This window comes from Alistipes sp. An31A (assembly GCF_002159425.1).
In the GTDB taxonomy this organism is placed as follows: Bacteria; Bacteroidota; Bacteroidia; order Bacteroidales; family Rikenellaceae; genus Alistipes; species Alistipes excrementigallinarum.
In genome coordinates, this window is record NZ_NFIO01000007.1 from 104,263 (window position 1) to 125,548 (window position 21,286).

Sequence of the window (21,286 nt, forward strand, 5' to 3'; positions counted from 1 at the left end):
TTACACGTTTTGATGGTTATGGTACAAATCCTCTCCGATGACTTTCATGTGCTCACGCAACCATTGGGGTTCCAACACTTCGATGTCCCCTTCCGCATTGACGGCATGGGTCAGCAGTTCCTGCTGAAAATCGAGCGTCGGACGCAGGTGAAACTCAAAGACGGAAACATCTTCAGTCGTTTCGACCTCCTTTTGCGAGGCGTGCAGCGGCAACGTACGGATATATTGCCGTTGGATGCCCTGCACCCGGACACGTACCCGCTCGACGGAGCAATCCTCGTCAACGGTCACCCCGAACGAATCGGCGAAATAGGCCTCGGGGTCGAAATCTTCGGGCAGCGTGAAGGCATTTTCTGTCGTGCGAAACTCCTGGATACGGTCCAGAGCGTAAACACGCAGCCGCTCGTCGCTCAAACTGCGAGCCACAACATACCACCGTTGCCGAAACACCTTGACGCAGTAGGGTGCCACTTCGAACGTACTGGCTGTATTATTCCAGAAACTTTGGTAGGTCAACTCCAAGGTCAGATTATCCCGCATCGCCTCGATAATCTGTGTCAGGAAGCGCTGTCCGGATGGAATCTCCTCGAAGAGAATGCGTCGCTTGAGGTGGTGGCTCTCGTTGATAAGGTGGTTCACGGCAAAGGTGTTCAGCAGCCATGTCCGCACGCCGCCCCGCTCCATGTCCTCGGCGTGTTCGATGTAGTAAAGGTAACCGTCCCGACGGTCGCACTCGATGTTGATGTCGAACATTTGCTGGATGGCGTTCTTGTGGTTGTGGAAGGTCTTCAGGGGCAACTCTTCGCCCGTATCGTTGAGCGACGACCGCTCCCATTGCGCGTTGATCTCCTCGAACGAGATGCGTCCGGCTCGGTAGATTGTGTCAACCAGCCAGACATAGCGGTTGAACAACACGGCGGTATTGCTCTTCGATGAACTTCGGCTGTTTTGTTTCTGTCGCATAATGATATCGGTTTTATTATTCTTTCAACGAAATCTATATGCAAAGATAATTTAGCTAAGCGCCAAATCATGACACAAGTTGAGGTTTTACCGAAAAACTTTCCAATAAAGTTACAATGTATTTTTTGTGCCGTATATTTGAAAAAGAAGGCGGAAAAATCAGAACTTGAGTTTATCAGAATCCTGCGCAGTTTTGGGTAACGCTATCATCTTTGGTTTTGACATAAGTCGCATCTGATAAAATTTTATCTGAATATTCTCACTTGTGTCATCATACAGCATAAGTGAGAACTATTTTTGATGTCGGATAAATAATTATGACTTGCAATGATTGAATTTGAGGATAGAAGCCGGTATGACAGTTTTTGGGAAAATCAGAAATCCGAAACTTTGAAATTGTTCTGGACGTTAATAGGACAATATGAACTATCTGATATGGCAAGGCTGGAATTATGGGATTCACAGTTGAATATTTATAACAACAGATTGCCCGGATCAGCGGGATATGATTTTGATTTGGCTTTTACTTTTAATGTCAATGGAGGTAATAACATGATTGAGTTTCGCTTCTACGGATACTGTGATGTAGATATTCCGGAAGATTGGGGTTTAAGAGTATCGGTAATATTGAAAATCCCTTCTATCCAAAGAAATGTCAGGATAAAAAAGTACGAAAAGCATTTGGATCTGCATGACGTGATGAATAAGTATGATACACTTTGCCGGCTTGTTGATAGTGGTGTAATAAGTAAATTCCTGTATGTATGATGATGGTATTGCGGACCATCGAAAAATATCCTGAGGGAAGCAGATAGCGTTTTGTAATAACGGTCACAGAAACAATGATAAATATTCTATTTGTTGTGTCACGATTTGGCATATCATCTCTTTTATTTTGTGGAAAACGAATAAATCATGACAGAAATGAAAAAATCCTCTACATGGATCGACGCCTATGGCGCCGAGTACAGCGCAGACCGACTAACTTTGCTGGAAGGTCCGCAAATACCCGATCTATCAGAATATCGTATTCAGGAAGGAGTTAAGATTATCGACGAAGGAGCCTTTAATAACAATACCGCTTTGCAATCGATTGATATTCCTGATTCTGTAACCAAAATTGGATATTATGCCTTTGGGGAATGTACTTCATTACAATCTATTAATATACCCGACTCTGTGACAGAAGTTGGAGGAGGAGCCTTTTGGGGATGTACTTCATTACAGTCTATTAATATACCCGACTCTGTGACAGAAATTGGAGAAGAAGCCTTTAGGGGATGTACTTCATTACAGTCTATTAATATACCCGATTCTGTGACAGAAGTTGGAGGAGGAGCCTTTTGGGGATGTACTTCTCTGCAGGCCATCAATATCCCAAATTCTGTAACCGAAATAGCAAGTGATACTTTTAATGAATGCATCTCCTTACAGTCCATTACTATTTCAAACTCTGTAACTAAAATTGGCGACTATGCTTTCATGAATTGTATTTCATTGACAAATATTAAACTACCTAATTCTATAAAAGAAATAGGGGGAAATGCATTCCACAATAATACTTCATTACAATTCATCGATATTCCGGATTCTGTAACCAAAATTGGAGAAGGAGCATTTTCTTGTTGCAAGGCACTGCAATTTGTTAATATTCCTCAATCTATCAAAGTCATTGAAGCGAGGACTTTTATGGGATGTAAATCGTTGTCTAACGTTCAACTCCCCGAATCGTTAGTCTGTATTCTTTCTGCTGCGTTTCTTGGCTGTGTTTCACTGACAACCATTGATATACCAAAAAATACATGGTTTTATTCTGAATATGTATTTGCAGACTGCACATCACTACAATCTGTCCGTTTTTTTACGCTCCACCACCACTGTTGGCCTCCTGCTTCAGCATTTGCAGGATGTTCGGCTCTGAAAGAAATTGTAATCCCTCGCGGTGATAAAAATGTATATAAATTATTACAAATAATATATAAAGTTAAACTGATAGAAATGTGATTTTATCGACAAAAGATCGGGAAAGAACTCCTTGCCAAGAAGAAGAGACATTTAATAATAGGCGTTTTGTTATGTCACGATTCGATGTTGATGTCGAACATCTGCTGGATGGCGTTCTTGTGGTTGTGGAAGGTCTTCAAGGGCAACTCTTCGCCCGTGTCGTTGAGTGAAGATCGCTCCCATTGCTCGTTAATCTCCTCGAACGAGATGCGTCCGGCTCGGTAGATCGTGTCGACCAGCCATACATAGCGGTTGAACAATACGGCGGTATTGCTCTTCGATGAGCCGCGCGATTGCTTTTTTCCTGATTTCATATCTTCTGTTTTTCCATTTGTTTTTACTCTCCGAGCCCGGCCCATACTTGGACTGCCAACACCCATCCCACCCAGCTCAACGTATCGGAGTCGAACACGACCTCCGGTGTGCAGCCCGTTGCTTTATGCAGACTGTCGAGAATGGAGGAAGTCTCTTCGCAAGTTACACCGTATTTTCGGGAACTGTAAAAACAGACGAACAGGTGCCGGCATCCGCGCAGGGCGGCAATCGCCTCGGTGCGGGTCTCGATGTTACGGCATATCAGTTCTTGCCGATTGTCGGCCCGCTCCGGATTCGATTCGAACCAGAGCCTCTGCACGGGCATCCGACGTTTGAGATAGCGGCGGGTCTCTTCGGGAAGAGTCCGCCAGCGCTTCGGTTTAGTCCAGTAATCCCAGTTGGTTTGCGGATCGAGTGAGATGACTTTACCAAATGAGTGATTTGGAACCCTAAAATAAAAGTAGCCTTCGAATTGGGGCCGGATGACTCTCCATTCCGTTCCGTATTTCTCTGCGATCCAAACCAGCCAGCGGGCCAGCGCTTCCGCTTCGGAAATTTGTTGGGAGGGGTCCAGGTCGAGCATAATCACCTCGCGAGTGTTGGCTCCAGGGTAGACGTAGCGATACCCATCATAGAGATCCCATTCTCCCTCACTATACATGAGTTTGAACTTGATACGCAGAACCGATTGCTGCGGAAAATGCTCGAGCAGCGACTCGTAGCATTCCTTGTATTTTTTCATCGGCCCTTTATGCCTCGACAAATGGCAGGTACGAATACAGCGTTCTATCTCCGGCCATTCATGGCTGTGCAGTAAACGGTGTATGCTGATTCTCTTACTTGTGCTCATATCGGTTTCTGTGTTTTTATCGGCGCGAATATCCCGATGGCTTCAGCCGCCGGGCCGCACGGTCTGATTCAGACCGTGATTTCCCGGGCTAACTGCAGTTTACGCTCATCGACGAGGTTATGCCACAGACGCGAATGTTGCAGTTCCGAAGCAGGAATGTATGTCTTGTAACGTTCGAAAAACTCGCGGTTGAGGAGGTCGTCGCGGTGTCGGTCGATCAGTTCCCTCCAGTCCCAGCGATCGGCGAAGCGGTCGATCAGCTCGAAGTCCAGTTCTACGTCGCTGTTCGATGACAGTATTTTCCAGTTCCAATACGCCTTGAAGCGTTCGAACATCCCGGCGGTCAGAATACATCTGTGGCGGCTCCGCGAAAGGGCATCCCAGTCGATGCGCTCCTTGAACTTCTCCAGCATCGACGCTGTCCAGAGCATGTTGTCGTTGTCCGACACCTCGTTCCAATCGACCCTGTCCTGGTACTTTTCGAGCAGTTGTTCGCTCCACGGAAAATCACCGGAGAGGTTCTTCCATGCCTCTTCGTCCATAATCTGCTGCATGAAGTCGTTGCTCCATCTCTTTTCATTCTGCGGCGTGATATTGCCGCTCCGTTCGTTATTTACCATATCCATCTGTTTTATTGGTTTCTGATACAAAGATAAGGCTGGATTACGCCAAATAATGACATAGGCTGTGACTGTTGTAATTTTTTCAGAAACTTTTTACGAGCAGCAGTTCCGCCTCCACTCCGAGGTCGGACCGTGTCCCGATGGCGCTCAATACCTGCGCATGGGGCGGAAGCAGCGCAATGAGGCGACGGAACGCCTCCCGTTCATCGGGCTGCAGCGGATGTTCCGGAGCGACGGACAATACGGCCACGATCCGCGTGTAGCGGTCGCGGTTTTCATCCACCGTAGCAAGCGGGCCAGAATTTCATGCAGATAAGCCATCCGACGTGAAGGATCATAGGCCCTCGAGTGGTAGTCCGGCTCGTGGACCAGTTGCGTGTCGGGCAGATAGGCGAGCTGCTCGCGGCTGATCTCCGTCGTACGTGCCAGGATTTGCCGGATTGTGTTCTCTACGCAGCCCATGCGTTTCAACTGTTTGATCCGCACCTCCTGCCGGTGGTCGCGCATCCGTTTCGGCCGGTTGCGGCGACTCTGGCGACGGTCGTATATTTTCCACTCTTCCGTCGAAAGGGCATGGAAGCGTCCGGGACGTTTGCGTGCATAGTTTCGGAATTGTGCGTCTTCCAGCCGTTTGGCCTGCTCTTCATAGGGATTTCGCGGAGCCCTGTAGCAATCGAAATAGTCGCATTCGTCGGGGCGGAACCCGTAGAAGGTAAGGCTCCACAGGCAACGGGCCGCAAGCTCCGCATCAGCGATGTGTACGTCGTCCGCCACATCCAATTGCGCCCCGAGGCAGCCCTCCCAAGATTGCCCTTCGCAATTGTTAATATGAATATAGGGTTCGCCCCCGTATTTGACATCATCATTGCACCATGCGATCCGGATGGTGCCGTCGTTGTCCACGCTCTCCGTATGGCGCAGAATGTCATAGGCCTCCTTGTACCAGGGAAGCTGGGTAGCGTGTCGGGGGTAGATGCGCAGCAGGTGCGGAACGATGCTGTCGAAATCGCAGCGGGCAAGCAGTTCTTTCAGTTTCATGATTCTATTTGTTTTGAAAGGTGTCATACAGTCTGCACAGGTAGGCGCACAAATTACATTACATCAGAATTGTTTATGAATTAAAAATTCGTTTCCGCTCTTCGTTTGGCATTATACGGAAGGTGTTGATGATTGCCAACAACGTATTTTTAACTGTATCCTGATCATCTGTATTTTCAGTAAAGACCTGGTATTTGATTGGAATCAGTCTCTGCAAGTCTATGGTATTATTGTCAACAAGTTCTTCTAAAGAGTATCTCTTCAATATGGCCGATAACGTATTAGTAATCGGCTGATTAATTTGACTGATCGTAAGATCCTTTAATTCTACCAATATATTGTTGTTTTGAATAACGGTTACACGACTGGATGCTGCAAGCTGTTTTATGGCCTTATTAGTTAAAGTGATGGAAGAAGGGCCTTCTGTATTTAATGGCCAAGTGACAATTGAATATACAAATCGGCCTTGCATAACAGCCTCGAGCGCCAGAAGTGGAACATACTTACTGCCGGTTAAACCACCGAATGCCCCTACTAAAATGACATTTTGTGAGGTTTTCTTGATGATATGATCAACATGGGTAGTATCTGCAGATTTTACATCACCATTTATTCTGTCCAGCAGAAACGTCTCATCGGCATTGCTCGCATGTCTTGTCAGGTCGCTTGGCTTGGTATCACAAACAAAAAAACTTGTATCATCGAAGCATCCCATTTGAATTAGGTTATATGCAATATTATATCCGCCATTACCTACGGCAATTACAGTTATGTCGGAGTTGCTTTTCTGGGCATCGCTTCTTTTTTGAGTTTTGCGCCATATATACTTATAGACTAAAGCAGCTAAATATTTGAAAATTTTCATGCTACACAGGCTCAAATTATCATTGAATTAAACAAGTGTTGTGGCGGTACATCCGTCTGGCAGCTGATCGGTACCGTCGATCTCGGTAAAACTCATCAGGTCTTTTAGATAACGAAGTTTAATATCAGTAACGGCACCGTTACGGTGCTTGGCAATGATCAACTCGGCCACACCTGCTGTGGCCATGCCGTTTTCATCGACGGTTATGCCGTAATATTCGGGACGGTGGATAAAGATGACGAGGTCGACATTCTGCTCAATGTCGATGGCTTTCAAATAGTCCAAGTCGCTCAACTGCGGGCGTTTGTTGGCTGAACTACAAGATCTGCTGACCATGGATAGGACGATGATCGGCAGATCGAACTCTTTGGCGACGGCCTTGAGCGAACACAAGATGACAGCGATCTCTTGCTCGCGGTTCCTTTTGTTGTCGTGGCAGCCAAGGTTCATAAGCTGCAGATAGTCGATTACGATCAATTGGATGTCGTGCTGGGTCGTGAGTTTCTCGACTTTAGATCGGAACTCGGTGATGCTCAGCGCAGGGGTGTCGTCGATGAAGAGCGGGGCGTTGGTCAGGGGCGAGGTTTCCAGATGCTTCCTTTGATCTGGAGTCAGTTGGCCGTTGCACAGATTGCGAAAATTGAGTCCCGATTCGGCAGCTAACAAACGCATCTTCAATTGTTGTGCGCTCATTTCGAGCGAGAAGTAACCAACGGGCTTGTTGTAGTCTATTGTTATGTTACGGGTCATGGAAAGCGCGAAGGCTGTTTTACCCATACTGGGCCGTGCGGCAATGATGATCAGGTCAGATGGCTGCCAGCCCATCGCTACGCGATCGAGGGCCATAAAACCAGAAGGTACGCCATTGAATGCGCTTTTGTTTCTGGCATTCTCTTCATAGGGATTCCGCGAAGCTTTATCGAAATAGTCGCTTTTGTCGGGACAGGCCCCGTAGGAGGTAAGGCTCCTCAGGAAGCGGACAATCAGTTCTCTCAGTTTCATGATTCTAACTGTTTTTGGAGAGTGTCATACAGTCTGCGCAGATAGGCGTCGACCCGATCGTCGTCGTTGAAGCAGTCGTCCGCTCCGCCCCAAAGCGTAGGATGCACCGTGTCGGGAAACAGTTGAGAGGTACGGGCCATGATGTATTGGCCGAGGCGGAGCTGTTCCGGGCGGTGTGCCGCCTCGGTGCGCAGTTTGTCGCGGAACTCCTCGAACGAACAGTGCTCCCACCATTTCCACCGGCTGCCGCTCTGATCGACAATGTGCTGATGCGTTACCTTTACCTCGCACCAGAAATCATTCATTCGCAGCAGGTCCGGAATGGAGTAATATTTGTGCGTGCAGATGTCGTGCACGGCATGGCAAAGGCAGATGGATTCGAGCGCAGGGTGCCTCAAGGCCCCCTCGGCCCAGGTCGTACCGTCGTTGAGCGAATCCTCGAATCCCAGTTCGGTATCGCTCTGCTCCGGAACATCTTTCGGTTCCCAGCTCTTGTACCCGGTCTCCTCGATGGCTTCCAGCTTGAAGCCCTCGGCCTCGCGCATGTAGAGCCAGTCGATGACCTGCAACATCCGGTAGAAGTCCGAACCGTAATATCCGTCATTCGGCATGGGCAACACGGAGGTCTCGTCGCCGCAGTCGTATTTTAAGGAACCTTCTACCACTATGTCGTCGTCGAATGCCTCGTCCCGGGTGTCGGTCAGCACCTTGCGATAAAGCGCGGCGCTGCGGCTATACATTTGCCGGGTGAGTTCCAGCAGCCGGTCGTTTACCTGCTCCATTCGCTCTACCTCTTCCGGCGTGCCCGTGAACATTCGGTTGAGCAACACCATCCGTCGAAAAATCAGATCGCCGACTCGCTCCATCTTTTTCTCCGAGACAGGCTTGGTTACCAGCCTGTCCATGTCCGTTCCCGTGATTTTCAGTATGGCAGCCTCGATGCGGCACACCCGCCGACGCAGGCGGCACATGGCCCTGTTGTCGGGTTGCTCGGATTCCTGCTCGTATCGCAGACGCCGGGCCAGACGCTTTACCCTCCGGGTGCAACCTCGGGCGTTTAGACGCAGCGCAATCCGATGAAACCACGACTGTCGGCGGTTCCGAAATCCGCCTACGTATACGGGTTGCTCATCCTCCTTGTCCCGTGAACCGTTGATCCGCATCAACTCCCAGACACAGTAAGCCGCCCACTCCGCATCTCGGAACGACAGCCGATACTTTTCGACGTTAGATGCCAGACAGGCCGGCAGGCTGGCTCCGAATGCATGATCGGCAACATAAAAGTCCCGATAGTCGACCGTATCATGGGTAATGTTGCCCCAATCTTTCGCATAAATCTCATCCGGATTCGGAAAGAAGCGGAAAGTAACCGGGAAAATCCACCTGGCAGGGGCCGTATTCTGCAACTGCTCGAACAACCGCTCGTAGTCGGCGAGTTTTGTTTCGGGTCGCTCCGGCAGATGCTGTTCAATATAAGGTTTCAAATCCGCCCATTCGACCTTATGCATGAGTTCGCAAAGTGTCATAGTTTTTCTTCGTATCGGTTACGCGACAAAAATAACCGGAGGATAAGCCAAATCACGACGCAGGTTTTTTTATGGCCGAAATAATTGTCCCCGGGGGATGATGTCATCTGCCATTTCATGGTTTATGTCGCGATGAGGCATAAGGAAACCGTTATTTTGTATCTTTGTAATGATTGTCGAAACTGAAAAACGAATGCCATGCAATGGTTGGATTTGAGCGAGCGCCCCGACAACATCATCGCCTGCGGCGACGTCCACGGCGAATTCGAAGCACTTGCCGAGAAGATTACCGAATACGGCATTTCCGACGCGACGGTTGTCGTGGCCGGGGATTGCGGTTTCGGATTCGAACCGTGGCGCTTTTACGACCGGCTCTATCGGGAAAGACTGCACACCCGCTTGGAACAGGCGAATGTCCTGCTGCTGATGGTACGGGGCAACCATGACGACCCGCGGTATTTCGATGGAGAGATGATCGACTATCCCTGCATGAAGACGCTCCCCGACTATACGGTGGTGCATACCCGTTCGCACAACATCCTCTGCATCGGTGGTGCAGTATCGGTTGACCGCAACTTCCGCCTCTCGATGATGGACATGCACCGTATGCAGGGCAAGAGGTGTCTGCCGCTTTATTGGCGCGACGAGGCGTTCCGATACGACGAGCGGGAACTCGTCATTCTGATCGATGAGGATGTGCGGATCGATACTGTCGTTACCCACAGCGCCCCGTCGTTCTGTCCGCCCGCGGCGAAACGCAATCTGGAACACTTCTGCGCAGGCGACGAGTGGCTTGCCGACGACATCAGGCACGAACGCCGTGATCTGGAACGGCTTTACCGTTGGCTCACCGTGCACGGATATCCGCTGCATGCATGGTATTACGGCCATTACCACGCTTCGGCGACCACCGTCCATGACGGCACAATATTCCACCTGCTCGACATCATGGAGATGAAAGGCGTATGAGTCGATTACAGGAACTCCTACAGAAATTGTACAGCGAAAAGAAAAAAGGAAAATAAGAATTTTTCTCTTTGGGCTGTATATTGAAGTTATAAAGGGAAAACCAGTTTAGTTTGGTTTATTAGCTATATATAGGCTAAATTAAACTAAACTGCATTTAGGCGGGAGAGGATGACTGCCTATTGGTAAAAAGTAGTATTGTATATGTAGCGATGTAGATATTGATTTATGTAATGTTTTTTTCTTTTGGCTGCATGATATCTTGGTGGAATCGGAATTTCTACAAAGGGTTGAATGAGTAGAAAATCAGTTTGTTGGAATACTCCAAGATGTCACCAAGTGCAAAGAATGAAATCTAATGAAAACAAACAAATGCAGAACTGCAAAAAAAATATAGTTTTGTTTCCGTTTTGTCCCTTAAAAACGGATATAATTTTGTATTTGATTATTTAATTGTATTGTGAGTTAGAATCCGGCATTTGTCAGATTTCTTGGTAAGAACAGTGCGAAAACACTTTCAATATGTCTGCCGAGTGCATTGCTACACAAGACGTTGTAAAAGTAGAAAATAATTCGCGCACAAACAAACACTCATTGGTGGAGTATTGCCGATATATAATACATTCTTTGAGCGGCATTTGTACCTAAGTTATAATAGTAGGAGCAGTAATAAACCCGGGACACATAGGGCTGAATATCCTATGCGTCCCGGGTTTGTTGTGCTTGGCCCATTTGTAAGGGTTAAAACGGTTCTTCGACAGACTGTAAATTTCTGTGAAGGATTTTCCGTATTCCGCTCTCGGGATAGAGAAATACCCGTCCACTGATAACGGTAAAGGGAATCTGTCGTGTATCACGCAGGGTTTGGAGTGTACGCGGCGAGATGTGCAGATAGCGACAGACCTCTTCGCCCGTGAGGTAACGTTCATCCAGAATCGAGGGACGATAGTTGTCCCTGGCCTGTTGCAACGCCTGTTTCGCCTCGGATAGTTGTGCGAGCGCGGTTTTCACCTCCTCGCTCTCGCTGTTCAGATAGTCGAGCATGGCTATTGTTTTTTGACGGTTCTACGTTCGAGATAGTCGGCCAGGTCACGCTCCCGGTAAAAGAACTTGCCGCCGATACGGGTATAGGGCAAGATGCCTTTATCCCGATAGCTTTGCAGGGTGCGTTTGGTAATGTTCAATACCCGGCATACGTCTGCACTATCCATGTAACCGTCCGAGGTCTGCGGATCGAACCGGCGGCGTACCTGCGAGGCAAGGACGGATAGCTCTTTCATTTGATCGAGAAGATGCGTTCAGGTCTTCTCCCCGATGCATATTATCTTTTCCATCGTTTCATCGTTTTTTTGTTCAACAATCGGTTTGTCTGTGTGTGCGATCGGGTGATTTTCACTCATCGCGGATTCGGTGTGCCCGGTTTTTCATCTTAGTGCGTTTTTGTGTGTTTCAGCTGCCGTTATAGGACGGTCTGTCTACTCTTAACGTCTACGATATACGGCAAGTTGTATGATCGTATGGAGGTGGCAGTGGTTGGCTTCGCCTTGGCAGCGGTTGGCTCCGGTGTCTTGCACGATTTCTACTCGGGCAGCAACAGATGGCAACGGAACGCAAGATCCGACATGGACGCAACAACCCGCAGCGGGCAGCGTTGTTTGTGTAAACAGACGTAAATCGCACAGCCATGAACATCCATTTCACAGCACATCCGAATGTCGGATACCCTCCCCACTGAACTGCAACGCTGCAGCATTGCGATCTGGTAACGTCCGTAGTCTGGAGCGTTACAACCCGATCCGTTCGGGTAACTGTTACGGCTTATCCATCCCTGCCTGACAGCTGAACTTCACGAGTTTCTCTCCAATACTCTGGCGTGTATATCAGGAGTGGTCTTCCCGTATTTATCGGTCTTCTCCCCTGCCGATTCCGTGCGACGAGGCGTTGGCGCGAGGTCCGACACGCCGCGTTCGAGTCTGACAATCCGGCGTCGGCATTTTCTGAAGCCTTAAGGAGCAAGGTTGTATCCGGAGGCCCTCAAAACCTCCTCTCGGAGTTTTCTCGGACGCTCCGGCAACCTTGCCCTGCGGGGCTGTCCCGTCCGGCGGACTCCCTGTGGTCGCACACCGAACCATCTCCCGCTCCCGTCGGTCGCAGGGGATTCGGGACCCTCGACATCTACGATGCCGCCGGCCGGTTCCCTCTCGGTCGCTCGGCCGAAAAGCCTAACCTCATAAGCGGGAAGAAAGGAGGTGCGGGTTATGGCAGATAACAAAATCGATCACCGCAACCGAGGAGGCCGACCACCCAAAGTCACCTCCGAAAAACGCACCGCAGAGATCAAATTCCATGTTACGCCCGACGTGAAACGAAGGCTTCAAAATGAAGCGATCATCGCCGGGACGGATCTTGCCACCTACTGCCGGGAAAAGGTACTTACGGGGCAATCGCCACGACATATTCCTCCCGCGATACTTGCTGCCGTAGCCGAACTGGCCCGACAGGGGAACAACCTGAACCAATTGGCACGGATTGCCAACACACAAAAGGGAATGAAGGGCATTGTCATGCGTCTTATCGGACTGATCGAGTTTTACGAACGGTTGGCCGCAGAGATACGGAGCTACTTTAAGCGATAAGAGTTTAAGTTTAGGACAGTGAAAAGATGATAGCAAAGATCGTAACGGGTAAGTCGTTCGGCGGGGCCGTGCGCTACATGATGGAGAAAAGCGGTCACGCCCGTATGATAGACAGCGACGGAGTGGAGTTGTCCGACATCCGTTCCCTAATCGGCAGTTTCAATTTCCAGCGCAAGGCCCGACCGGAGAAGGCCGAGGTCGTGGGGCATATATCCCTTTCGTTCCACAAAGACGACACGCCGAGGCTCACGGACGGATTTATGGCAGGCCTTGCACGCGAATATATGCAGCGTATGGGAATCACCGACACGCAATACATCGTGGTGCGGCATACCGACACGGAGCATCCCCACCTGCATATCCTTTACAACCGGGTAAAGTACGATACGAGGTTGGTGCGGAGCCATAACGAGAGAATCCGGAGCGTCGCCGTGTGCAAGGCCATTAAACAGAAATACGACCTTACCTTCTCCGAGGGAAAAGAGAACGTAAAGATTGAGCGGCTACATGATCCCGACAAAGTGAAATACAGAATTTACGAGGCAGTTAAAACAGCGTTGAAAGGTTGTGCCTGTTTTACGGAACTGGTCGAACAGTTGAACAGGGAAGGCGTAACGGCAACGTTCATACATCGGGGTTGCGATCCGCAAAAAGAGGTACAGGGTATGACCTTTACTATGCAAAGGCAGACCCTCAAGGCCTCGCAGGTAGATCGGAAGTTCAGCTATGCCAACCTCTGTAAAATTATTGAAGCGAACCGAGCAGAACGGGAAAGGCAGGAAATAGAACGGCATAAACAGGAGCACTCCATCCGAAACCCGATAATATTTGGTGTACGGCTTACAGATGGACAGGTAGAACAAATAAAGGACGGGCAACCGGTTTATATCGAAGAGATGCAGTATGAAGGGAAAACGTTCGACGGTTATCTGGTCATGGATGACAATCTGACGAGAGGACGAGCCTACATCGGACACGACCCGCGCGAGTGGGTTGAGTACGGCAAATACACCATGCGACGCATGGATCGAGATTTAATAAACAGCGGGTTTGTCGTCCGTGCCCTCGTTCAATGGTGGGGAGGACACGGGCAAATAACAAGGCCCTATTTATGGAAAGAGAATCCCTCGGACGAAACGTATCAAGAAAGTTGGGACGATCCTCGCAAACCCCGAACGCTCCGACACGATACAAAACAGGGAAAGATCGTGTCATCCCCAAAGAAATCTAAAGGGTCAAAGTTATAACGGGAGGCCGGGAACGAAATCCCCATTCCACCCGAACGCAAAGGTATGGATCGAGTGAATAAACTGCAAGGCTATACAAAGCGTCCTCACAGGCCGGCCTTGCAGCTTGTTCCTCCGATCCCATGGGCTGGTCGCTACCGGATGAAATGGGGCAGTGTGTGGATTGAGTAAAGGATGGAAAGGTTTATAGAAACGTCAAAAATAAGATGGTCAACACAAGAAAAGGATCTTATCGATTGTTTCTGTCGTTTTTTTATTACCTTTACAATTGTTATTTGAGGTTGTGATTACTAACGCAAGCAGCGGAAAAGAGAACCGTTGCCTTTTCGTTACCTCGTCCCAACATAAAAAATGCAACAGCCCAATTTCTCAGACTGTTGCATTTTTTCAAGGGTGCTCCCGATGGGATGGGCCTCGAATTGGGAGATAATCTCCTCGGTCAACAGTTTCATAATAGTAAGATTTTAGAAACTGCCCGGAACGCCCGGACAGCAAAAGAGACAAAGCCACCCTGCGCAAACGAGGACAAGAGCAGTTCTCTTGGCATCTTTGCACAGGGTGGCTATCTTGCTGGGCCGGGCGGCGGTGACGAAGACTATCCGAGAAAATTATTTCGTAATTTTGGAATAGGCTTCTTAGTTTCTTATAATAAGGATTTTGGAGGATTCCCCAATTTTGAGGTAATGACTTGGCATCTGTGCCATTTGCAGCGTTCTGTTATGAACTGCGTTCAAAAAAACTCGTTTCAACTGCAAATTAGTAAATCATTTTCTATCTTATATAACCAATGCAACAAGCGGTAAAATAATTGTTATTTATTTGCTGCATTTATATATAAGAGATTTCTCAGTTAGCTATTTCTTTATTACTTGGTCTAATATATCTATAACCTTTTTGGTGTCATCATAATACTGTTTTATTTTATTAAATGTAATACTATCAGTATTACCATGAGCTATATTATTTCTATTAGAAATTAACGAATTTAACGAACTTTTTAATTCGTCATTCATTCTCGCAAGAAAAGCAGTAGTCCAATCTGAACTAAATGATTCGAGAAAGGTAACAAGTTTGTCACAATCAACATTTGTAAATGTTTTCATTTTATTCCTTACATATTTAGCTGTTGGTTGTGATGAACAAGCATCTACATAATCGCCAATTTGTGATTTTATGTAATTCTCAAGTAATCCAGATGCTTTTATACATAAATATCTTGCAAAATGAGCCTGTATCTCCTCATCTTTAATATTCGCTCCTGTGTTGAACAGTGAATCTATTGAGGATATTTGACTTTTAATTCTCAGATTCATAATCATACTTCATTAAAAGCCAATATCGCTTTGTTAATTCGGCCTTTAACCGATGACTCACTAGATGTACTATTATCTATAAACATTCTATACTCTTTGTCTTCCAATAGGCGTTCATATTGGATTTTGAACAGGCCCTTGTTTGGGTTAGGATTAGTACAAATGCGTTTTGCCAAACCAATCATAACAGAGTCAAATATTGCAGCATTCAACCTATTACCCGTGCGAAATGCTTTATCTCCGATACTTTCATGAATGAACTGAATAGGCTTTATGAATAGCGTTATTAATTCTTCTTTCTTGTATACTTCAAAATTCCTATTCTTGGCCATGAAAGAATTAATAAAAGATTTAAGAACCTTCTTATACTCATTGTAGTTGTAAAATAAACAAAAGAATCTAAGTATAAGTTCTTGCTCTTTCATTCGTCTATTTTCTTTCCCAAAAATAGCTCTCCAATCTGGATTTTGGACCAATTCTGAAAGGAGTTCATTAAATTCCCCATAATATACGCATGCCCGAATCTCCTGTGGTTGCAATGGAGTTCCACCTGTGTTTAACCTCTCAAAAACCATATAAATACTGCTTTCGTCATCACTAGGAGTATCTTGCTTAATTATTGTGGCGTGTAAAATAGAATCATCTAATCTATTTTGATCAGCCTCATTTAATTCTTCATATGTTTTCCCTTCTAAATCTTCTTGAACTCCTTTAAGTCTGAATTTTTTCTCACCAAAAACTCCTCTGTAAAAATTGGCTATACTTAATATTCGCTGTTGTCCATCTATGATTAATAATCTTTCTGTAGCTTCCTCCTTTGAGAAAAATACTCCAGGAACAGGTAAACCAAGTATTAAAGATTCTATGAAACGCGATGCTTGAATCTGAGTCCAAACATACTTTCGCTGAAACGGAGGTACAAAAATTTTTTCTTTTTCTATTCTTTGGACAATACTATCAACGGTGTAATCTGCTCCATAACTAGTGATGGAGTAACGAAATTCTTCGGTTTCATTTACAGCATCATCAATGATTTCAAATTCTTCTTGCATAACTTCAGTTTTTATGTATAATATTCTCAATATCTAACTACAAATACTTCGGCTGAAACATTTTCTACATAATCTAAAAAATGGAGGTACGTGAAATCCTGTTTATGACTTCTATCATATCTACTACGAGTCATAATCGTTGTACTATAAGGTGGCGAAATAAACAACTATCGTCTTCACCAAACCATAAGAAATACTCATTTTGATGTATTATGATTCCTATTGGCTTATCTGGATTATTACCGGAAGAAGTATACTATAATACACCTAATCTTTCCCTGTTCTATTTTGATAAACATTTTGTGAGCCAATATAAATTGTATCTTTCCCAACAAAGGTACTATCGTTTAGCCGAATTTGTGATATGTTTCCTTTTGAATCTATCACATTTACACATGTAGTTCCTTTATTGTTAGTCCTTGTTGTACAACCTTTAATACCACAAAAGATAAAATAAATCAGAATTATTGCACCAATCCAGCGCCCCATTTTCTGTCATATCTTTCTTATTTTTGCAATAAACCGGATTTTGGTAGATTATATAGATACACCTGCATTCGTTTTAAAACTTCTTCTTCGCTACAATACTTAGACACTGTCCATTTTTTTGTCGTACCATTATCAAATGCCGTATCATCAGCATATAATATAGTACATTTTATATTTAACATATCCATATTGTAATCTAGAACAAAAGATAAGTTACATGAATTTGCATGCACATGAAACTTAACAAAAGACTTCGTTTCTAATATCAACTTGGAGTTTTTCAGAGAATAGATAAAGCTAAAAATGCGATTGTATTTTTTTCTTATACCTCCCTCTTGCGCAACCGTAAAATGATTACTAATACGGTGACCTATAAAAAGAATTGCTATTAATAATACAAAAGCTAATGGTATTCTCCACATATTTATATTTGTATCAAATTACAATGTAAAACCTATTCGGCATAATATCAACTACGAAAATACAAAAAGTCCGTGACATAGCATACCATTATCACGGACTTTATTTTGATTTACAATTTAATACCCCAATTTTGCTTTCTTGTCAGCATTCCCAATAATTCCTTATATTTGTAGATAACAGCAATGAGCGAACAGGTATGAACAGAATCGTATTGATTGGGAACGGATTTGATTTGGCGCATAATCTTCCTACGAGTTACAGGGACTTTATAAATCACTATTGGGAGCAATGGGGGCAATACTTGTTAGGAGTTTATTCAAGTGAAAAACTCACAGATAAGTTATGCTCAATTTCTCAAACAGAAGAACCTGAATCCTGGCATGATATTTTCCATACACGATATTTCCCAACTGGGATAGAAATTTCTCCTACTGATGTCATAGAGACCATCCGAGCAAATCCAGACAGATTTCTCATTGAGGCTACACCGTTTTTCCAGCATATAAACAAATCCTTCGAAACCAAAAACTGGGTAGACATAGAGGGGGAATATTATTTTTGGCTGAAACGGATTTTCAGAGAAAGTGATTGTGGTTATGACGGAGCCAAACCACTTAACAAGGAATTGGATGAAATAAAAAGGCTCTTAATCGAGTATTTGGATGGTATCCAGAAAGACCAGATAAAGCCGGACTTGGTAAAAGAGTGTATCCAAAAGGCCATCCATGGACCTTGTGAGGCTCAAGACATATCCATTGATGGCCAACCAGCATTCGAGGATTTTGCAAAAAAGCGGCTGGATTTCTTGGCGACACATTCTAAGATGAAAAAAGAAACCTTTCTTAATAAATTCGGGTATCCATATCTTTCTAACCATTCAGCCATAGATGAATATAATAAACAGATTATCAATAAAAATTATCGACCGGGATTAAATGACCTTGTGAATTATCCCCAACATATTAGTAATATCAATAAACGGAGAGAAATTGTTCCGGACTTTTTTCTGCTTCCGGACCAGATTCTGCTGCTGAATTTCAACTATACGACAACAGCAGATATGTATCTTTACAAGAATTCGGGCTTCGAGGTAAATCACATCCATGGGAAACTGGGAGATAATCTGAACCATATTATTTTCGGTTATGGGGATGAGATGGACGATGACTACAAGACAATCTCAAAACTGAACGACAACGATTATCTGACGAATATCAAATCCATACGCTATCTCGAGACAGACAAATATCGCAAACTGCTCCGATTCATCAATTCGGATTACTACCAGATATACATCATGGGACACTCCTGCGGCAATTCGGACCGCACCTTGTTGAACACGTTGTTCGAGCATCCGAAATGTGTTTCCATCAAGCCGTTTTACTATCAGTGGCAGGATGAACGAGGAGAATGGCAGGACAACTACATTGAGATAATACAGAACATCTCACGCAACTTCAATTCCATGCAGACCATGCGCGACCGGGTGGTCAACAAGGAATTTTGCCGTCCTCTCGTACCCAAGGACAATTAAAAAAACAAAGGCTGCGAACTCAATCGCAGCCTTTGTTTATTCCATGGGTTCCCACTCCGGGAGTTGGATGGTGTCACGGATTTCGGGACATCGGATGAGCTCGACCGTCGTATCCTCGTAGACGTTGCAGGCCGTGAAGAGCGAGACGAAGATCGCGCCCCAGGCTGCGGCCAGAAGAACGTAGGTCAGAATCGTTATTATGCGTTTGCGTTTCATGTGTTTAGTCCTTTAACAGTTCCGAAATTTCGGGGTCCAGATTTCCCCGGTACTCCATGCGCTCATCCCGGCGGCAGGCTTCGAGGAAGTGCTCGCGTCCTTCGGCCTTGCGGCCCAGCCGCGAACAGGCGATGGCACGCAGGTACTCCGTCACGGCATCCGACGGCATCGTCGAGAGCAGCTCCAGCGCCCGCTCGTTGTGGTCCATCGAGAGGTGTGCCACCACCGTATTGCGGTCGTTGTAGTCGTTGAGAATATAGAGCGCCCGGGCATACTGACGCCTTTGCAGCAGCTCCACACCCCGGGCATAGGTCGTGTCGAGCTCCGTGGTGTGGATCGTATCCTTGACCATCCCTTTGCGGCGAAGATTATAGCGGAAGTCCACAGAGCGGAGCTGCGGGTAGATCACCTCCTTCAGGTAGGCGTACTCCCGGGGGAAGCGCTCGCGCAGCAGCCGCTCCCGCCGGTCCGGATTTCGTTCCGCGGAGAGGAGCTCCAGCATCGCCTCGCGGTTCGTCAGCGCAGGGTCCGTGCGGATGCGGTTCATCAGCTCGGGCCACGCCTCGGCGACCCACCGCACCGTCAGCAGCGTGTCGATGCCCCGGCCGTAGTGACGCACCAGGTAGCGTTTCAGCGCCTCGGCACGTCCCCGCGAGAGGCGCTCGTTGAAGGCGTAGCGCCCCTCCGGAGAGGAGGAGGCCGTGAGGGTGATCGTATCGACGTAGAACTCCTCCTGCTCGATGATCCGGCGCATCAGGCCGGAGATCTTCTCCAGCTCGCGGCCGTTGTCGCCCAGCGTATCCACCACGCGGGTGTCGCCCACAAAGAAGCGGATGTAGTTGCGATCCTCCACCGTGACATACTTGTCTATGACGCGGATGCGGTAGCGTGGCAGCGTATCGACAAAGGAGAGCATCGACGAGACCAGATAGGCCAGCGTATCCGAGGGCGGCAGCCGGTAGGCGCTGTCGTCCACAGCCTGCACCTTCCCCGTGAGCGTGATGAGCATCTTCTTCGAAGTCTCGTCCGTCGGAACCTCCTGCGAGTAGTAGTAAGTAATCGTGCTGCGGCTCTCGACCAGCGAATCGAGCCGGGCATCCTCCGGGTAGGGAAACTTCACGAAGCGCTGGAAGGCCGCCTCCCGTCCCAGCGTATCGGGCCGGAAGCGCCGCACATAGGTCTCGTACTGCCAATAGTCACGCTCCTGCAACAGCGAGAAGCGTCCCCCGCGGATTACGAGATCCTCCAGCGGAACGGTTCCATCGGGCTTGTGCAGCAGGGGCGTGATGACCACGCTGCGGCTGCTGCCCAGCAGCTGCTTCGGAAGCGTAACCACAAAGTCGAGGTGCACCCGTCCGTTGCGTTCGGGAACCGAGCGGACCTTCGCCACGACCGTCACCTGCTCGATCTGCAGCGACATGACCCGTTCGCCGTCGGGCAGCGTATCAACCGGCGCCAGAAAGAAGGTATTGCTGTCGCGCTGGAGCCGCACGACCTGCGGCCGGTAGTCCTGCCGCTGGGCCTGACGCTCCGCGCGCGTCAGTTGCGAGAGGTGCGCCGCGGCACGCTGACGCTCCAGGCGTGTGGCCACCGAGCATCCCGTCGCGGCACACATCGCGGCGGCGAGCATGCCGCCCAGAATCATTCGTTGCTTTCTCATGGCTAAAACAGATAGGCGAACGACAGCTCCAGGCGGGAAGGGGCCAAGGTCCAGCGTCGCGAGTGGTAGATATATTCGTCGTCCCAGTCCGAAACCGTGGAATTTCGCCTCGTGTCCTTCGTATGGAAGAGTCCGAGGCCCCCTTCTACGGCCACGCTCCACCGTTTGGAGAGCATCCACGAATAGCCGCAGGAGAGGCCCGCACCCCACGCCCGGCCGTCGTAGCGCCGCGTGCGGCGGCCGACGAGGTAATTGACATGCGAGAGCTGCGCACCCACAAAGGGGCCGACCTGCGTTTCGTAAAACCAGTAGCGGGCGCCGAGCTGCGCCGCACGAAACGAGATGGCAAGATCCTCCGTGCGCAGGGGGTTCCAGAACAGCGCTCCCTCCAGCGACCAGCGGTCCGTCAGGGCCACTTCGGCGCCAAGGTTCAGCGTCGCCGTACAGGCCGCCAAGGCATTGGCCCGCACGGCGAAGATTTGTGCCGCAGCCTTGTGGGGCGAACCCCACAAGGCCATGAGCAGCATAGTCAGAATCGGTATGATTTGTCGTCGTTTCATCGTC

At 47.7% G+C, this 21,286-nt stretch carries 22 protein-coding genes and 1 pseudogene; 7 read left to right on the top strand and 16 right to left on the bottom strand.

The features are described from left to right. Nucleotides 1-963 carry a WYL domain-containing protein gene (locus B5F90_RS07635; protein ID WP_087362202.1) on the bottom strand — a complete coding sequence of 321 codons (963 nt, stop codon included), beginning with the start codon at nucleotides 961-963 and terminating at the stop codon, nucleotides 1-3. A 327-nt stretch (nucleotides 964-1,290) separates the two neighbouring features. On the opposite strand from B5F90_RS07635, the gene B5F90_RS07640 reads away from it, so the two are divergent. Both B5F90_RS07640 and B5F90_RS07645 read left to right on the top strand, forming a co-directional pair. Further along, entirely contained in the window at nucleotides 1,291-1,731 is a 441-nt protein-coding gene (locus B5F90_RS07640; RefSeq protein WP_087362203.1) for a hypothetical protein, read from the top strand. A gap of 147 nt (nucleotides 1,732-1,878) precedes the next feature. Then, complete coding sequence (locus tag B5F90_RS07645; RefSeq protein WP_087362204.1) at nucleotides 1,879-2,967, top strand: leucine-rich repeat domain-containing protein; 1,089 nt, start codon at nucleotides 1,879-1,881, stop codon at nucleotides 2,965-2,967. Between the two features lie 80 nt (nucleotides 2,968-3,047). On the opposite strand, the pseudogene B5F90_RS07650 reads toward B5F90_RS07645, so the two are convergent. The 7 genes and pseudogenes from B5F90_RS07650 to B5F90_RS07675 form a co-directional block, all read right to left on the bottom strand. Then, nucleotides 3,048-3,281: pseudogene (locus tag B5F90_RS07650) on the bottom strand (hypothetical protein); the annotation flags it as partial. 23 nt (nucleotides 3,282-3,304) lie between these two features. Further along, a complete protein-coding gene (locus B5F90_RS07655) occupies nucleotides 3,305-4,132 on the bottom strand; it encodes a hypothetical protein (RefSeq protein ID WP_143256133.1) in 828 nt (275 codons plus the stop codon). Nucleotides 4,133-4,200: 68 nt separating this feature from the next. Next, the gene (locus tag B5F90_RS07660; RefSeq protein WP_087362241.1) at nucleotides 4,201-4,752 is read right to left on the bottom strand and encodes a hypothetical protein; all 552 of its coding nucleotides are present in this window, start codon (nucleotides 4,750-4,752) and stop codon (nucleotides 4,201-4,203) included. Nucleotides 4,753-4,902: 150 nt separating this feature from the next. After that, nucleotides 4,903-5,793, bottom strand: a complete 891-nt coding sequence (locus B5F90_RS07665) for a DUF6557 family protein (protein WP_143256134.1) — start codon at nucleotides 5,791-5,793, stop codon at nucleotides 4,903-4,905. Between the two features lie 73 nt (nucleotides 5,794-5,866). Further along, on the bottom strand, nucleotides 5,867-6,658 hold the full coding sequence (locus tag B5F90_RS10840) for a hypothetical protein (RefSeq protein ID WP_143256135.1): 792 nt from the start codon (nucleotides 6,656-6,658) through the stop codon (nucleotides 5,867-5,869). A gap of 27 nt (nucleotides 6,659-6,685) precedes the next feature. Next, nucleotides 6,686-7,660, bottom strand: coding sequence for a DnaB-like helicase C-terminal domain-containing protein (locus tag B5F90_RS07670; protein WP_087362208.1), 975 nt, complete (start codon nucleotides 7,658-7,660; stop codon nucleotides 6,686-6,688). Continuing rightward, complete coding sequence (locus B5F90_RS07675; protein ID WP_087362209.1) at nucleotides 7,657-9,186, bottom strand: hypothetical protein; 1,530 nt, start codon at nucleotides 9,184-9,186, stop codon at nucleotides 7,657-7,659. The genes B5F90_RS07670 and B5F90_RS07675 overlap by 4 nt, the downstream gene beginning before the upstream one ends. Nucleotides 9,187-9,384: 198 nt before the next feature. Here B5F90_RS07675 and B5F90_RS07680 point away from each other — a divergent pair, with 198 nt between their 5' ends. After that, on the top strand, nucleotides 9,385-10,155 hold the full coding sequence (locus B5F90_RS07680) for a metallophosphoesterase (protein WP_087362210.1): 771 nt from the start codon (nucleotides 9,385-9,387) through the stop codon (nucleotides 10,153-10,155). Nucleotides 10,156-10,893: 738 nt separating this feature from the next. On the opposite strand, the gene B5F90_RS07685 is transcribed toward B5F90_RS07680, so the two are convergent. Next, complete coding sequence (locus B5F90_RS07685) at nucleotides 10,894-11,196, bottom strand: helix-turn-helix domain-containing protein (protein WP_087362211.1); 303 nt, start codon at nucleotides 11,194-11,196, stop codon at nucleotides 10,894-10,896. Nucleotides 11,197-11,198: 2 nt separating this feature from the next. Then, on the bottom strand, nucleotides 11,199-11,432 hold the full coding sequence (locus tag B5F90_RS07690) for a helix-turn-helix domain-containing protein (protein ID WP_239307765.1): 234 nt from the start codon (nucleotides 11,430-11,432) through the stop codon (nucleotides 11,199-11,201). A gap of 978 nt (nucleotides 11,433-12,410) precedes the next feature. On the opposite strand from B5F90_RS07690, the gene mobC reads away from it, so the two are divergent. The 3 genes from mobC (at nucleotide 12,411) to B5F90_RS10845 (ending at nucleotide 14,838) form a co-directional block, all read left to right on the top strand. Then, nucleotides 12,411-12,788: a plasmid mobilization relaxosome protein MobC gene (gene mobC / locus B5F90_RS07695; RefSeq protein ID WP_087362212.1), complete on the top strand. Its 378-nt coding sequence runs from the start codon at nucleotides 12,411-12,413 to the stop codon at nucleotides 12,786-12,788. Between the two features lie 26 nt (nucleotides 12,789-12,814). Next, nucleotides 12,815-14,035, top strand: coding sequence for a relaxase/mobilization nuclease domain-containing protein (locus B5F90_RS07700; RefSeq protein ID WP_087362213.1), 1,221 nt, complete (start codon nucleotides 12,815-12,817; stop codon nucleotides 14,033-14,035). Between the two features lie 377 nt (nucleotides 14,036-14,412). Then, nucleotides 14,413-14,838: a hypothetical protein gene (locus B5F90_RS10845; RefSeq protein ID WP_143256136.1), complete on the top strand. Its 426-nt coding sequence runs from the start codon at nucleotides 14,413-14,415 to the stop codon at nucleotides 14,836-14,838. 51 nt (nucleotides 14,839-14,889) lie between these two features. Here B5F90_RS10845 and B5F90_RS10850 read toward each other — a convergent pair whose 3' ends face one another. The 3 genes from B5F90_RS10850 to B5F90_RS10855 form a co-directional block, all read right to left on the bottom strand. Further along, nucleotides 14,890-15,348: an MAE_28990/MAE_18760 family HEPN-like nuclease gene (locus tag B5F90_RS10850; protein WP_143256137.1), complete on the bottom strand. Its 459-nt coding sequence runs from the start codon at nucleotides 15,346-15,348 to the stop codon at nucleotides 14,890-14,892. A gap of 2 nt (nucleotides 15,349-15,350) precedes the next feature. Beyond that, nucleotides 15,351-16,400: a DUF262 domain-containing protein gene (locus tag B5F90_RS07705; protein ID WP_087362214.1), complete on the bottom strand. Its 1,050-nt coding sequence runs from the start codon at nucleotides 16,398-16,400 to the stop codon at nucleotides 15,351-15,353. 506 nt (nucleotides 16,401-16,906) lie between these two features. Beyond that, entirely contained in the window at nucleotides 16,907-17,311 is a 405-nt protein-coding gene (locus tag B5F90_RS10855; RefSeq protein WP_143256138.1) for a hypothetical protein, read from the bottom strand. 197 nt (nucleotides 17,312-17,508) lie between these two features. Here B5F90_RS10855 and B5F90_RS07710 point away from each other — a divergent pair, with 197 nt between their 5' ends. Next, on the top strand, nucleotides 17,509-18,846 hold the full coding sequence (locus B5F90_RS07710) for an AbiH family protein (RefSeq protein ID WP_087362215.1): 1,338 nt from the start codon (nucleotides 17,509-17,511) through the stop codon (nucleotides 18,844-18,846). 36 nt (nucleotides 18,847-18,882) lie between these two features. On the opposite strand, the gene B5F90_RS07715 is transcribed toward B5F90_RS07710, so the two are convergent. From B5F90_RS07715 to B5F90_RS07725, 3 genes are read right to left on the bottom strand one after another with little or no spacing between them, the layout of a single operon-like run. Continuing rightward, nucleotides 18,883-19,062, bottom strand: a complete 180-nt coding sequence (locus B5F90_RS07715) for a hypothetical protein (RefSeq protein WP_087362216.1) — start codon at nucleotides 19,060-19,062, stop codon at nucleotides 18,883-18,885. A 4-nt stretch (nucleotides 19,063-19,066) separates the two neighbouring features. Continuing rightward, nucleotides 19,067-20,722, bottom strand: coding sequence for a hypothetical protein (locus B5F90_RS07720; protein ID WP_087362217.1), 1,656 nt, complete (start codon nucleotides 20,720-20,722; stop codon nucleotides 19,067-19,069). Between the two features lie 2 nt (nucleotides 20,723-20,724). Further along, the gene (locus B5F90_RS07725) at nucleotides 20,725-21,282 is read right to left on the bottom strand and encodes a DUF3575 domain-containing protein (RefSeq protein ID WP_087362218.1); all 558 of its coding nucleotides are present in this window, start codon (nucleotides 21,280-21,282) and stop codon (nucleotides 20,725-20,727) included. Between the last annotated feature and the right edge of the window lie 4 nt (nucleotides 21,283-21,286).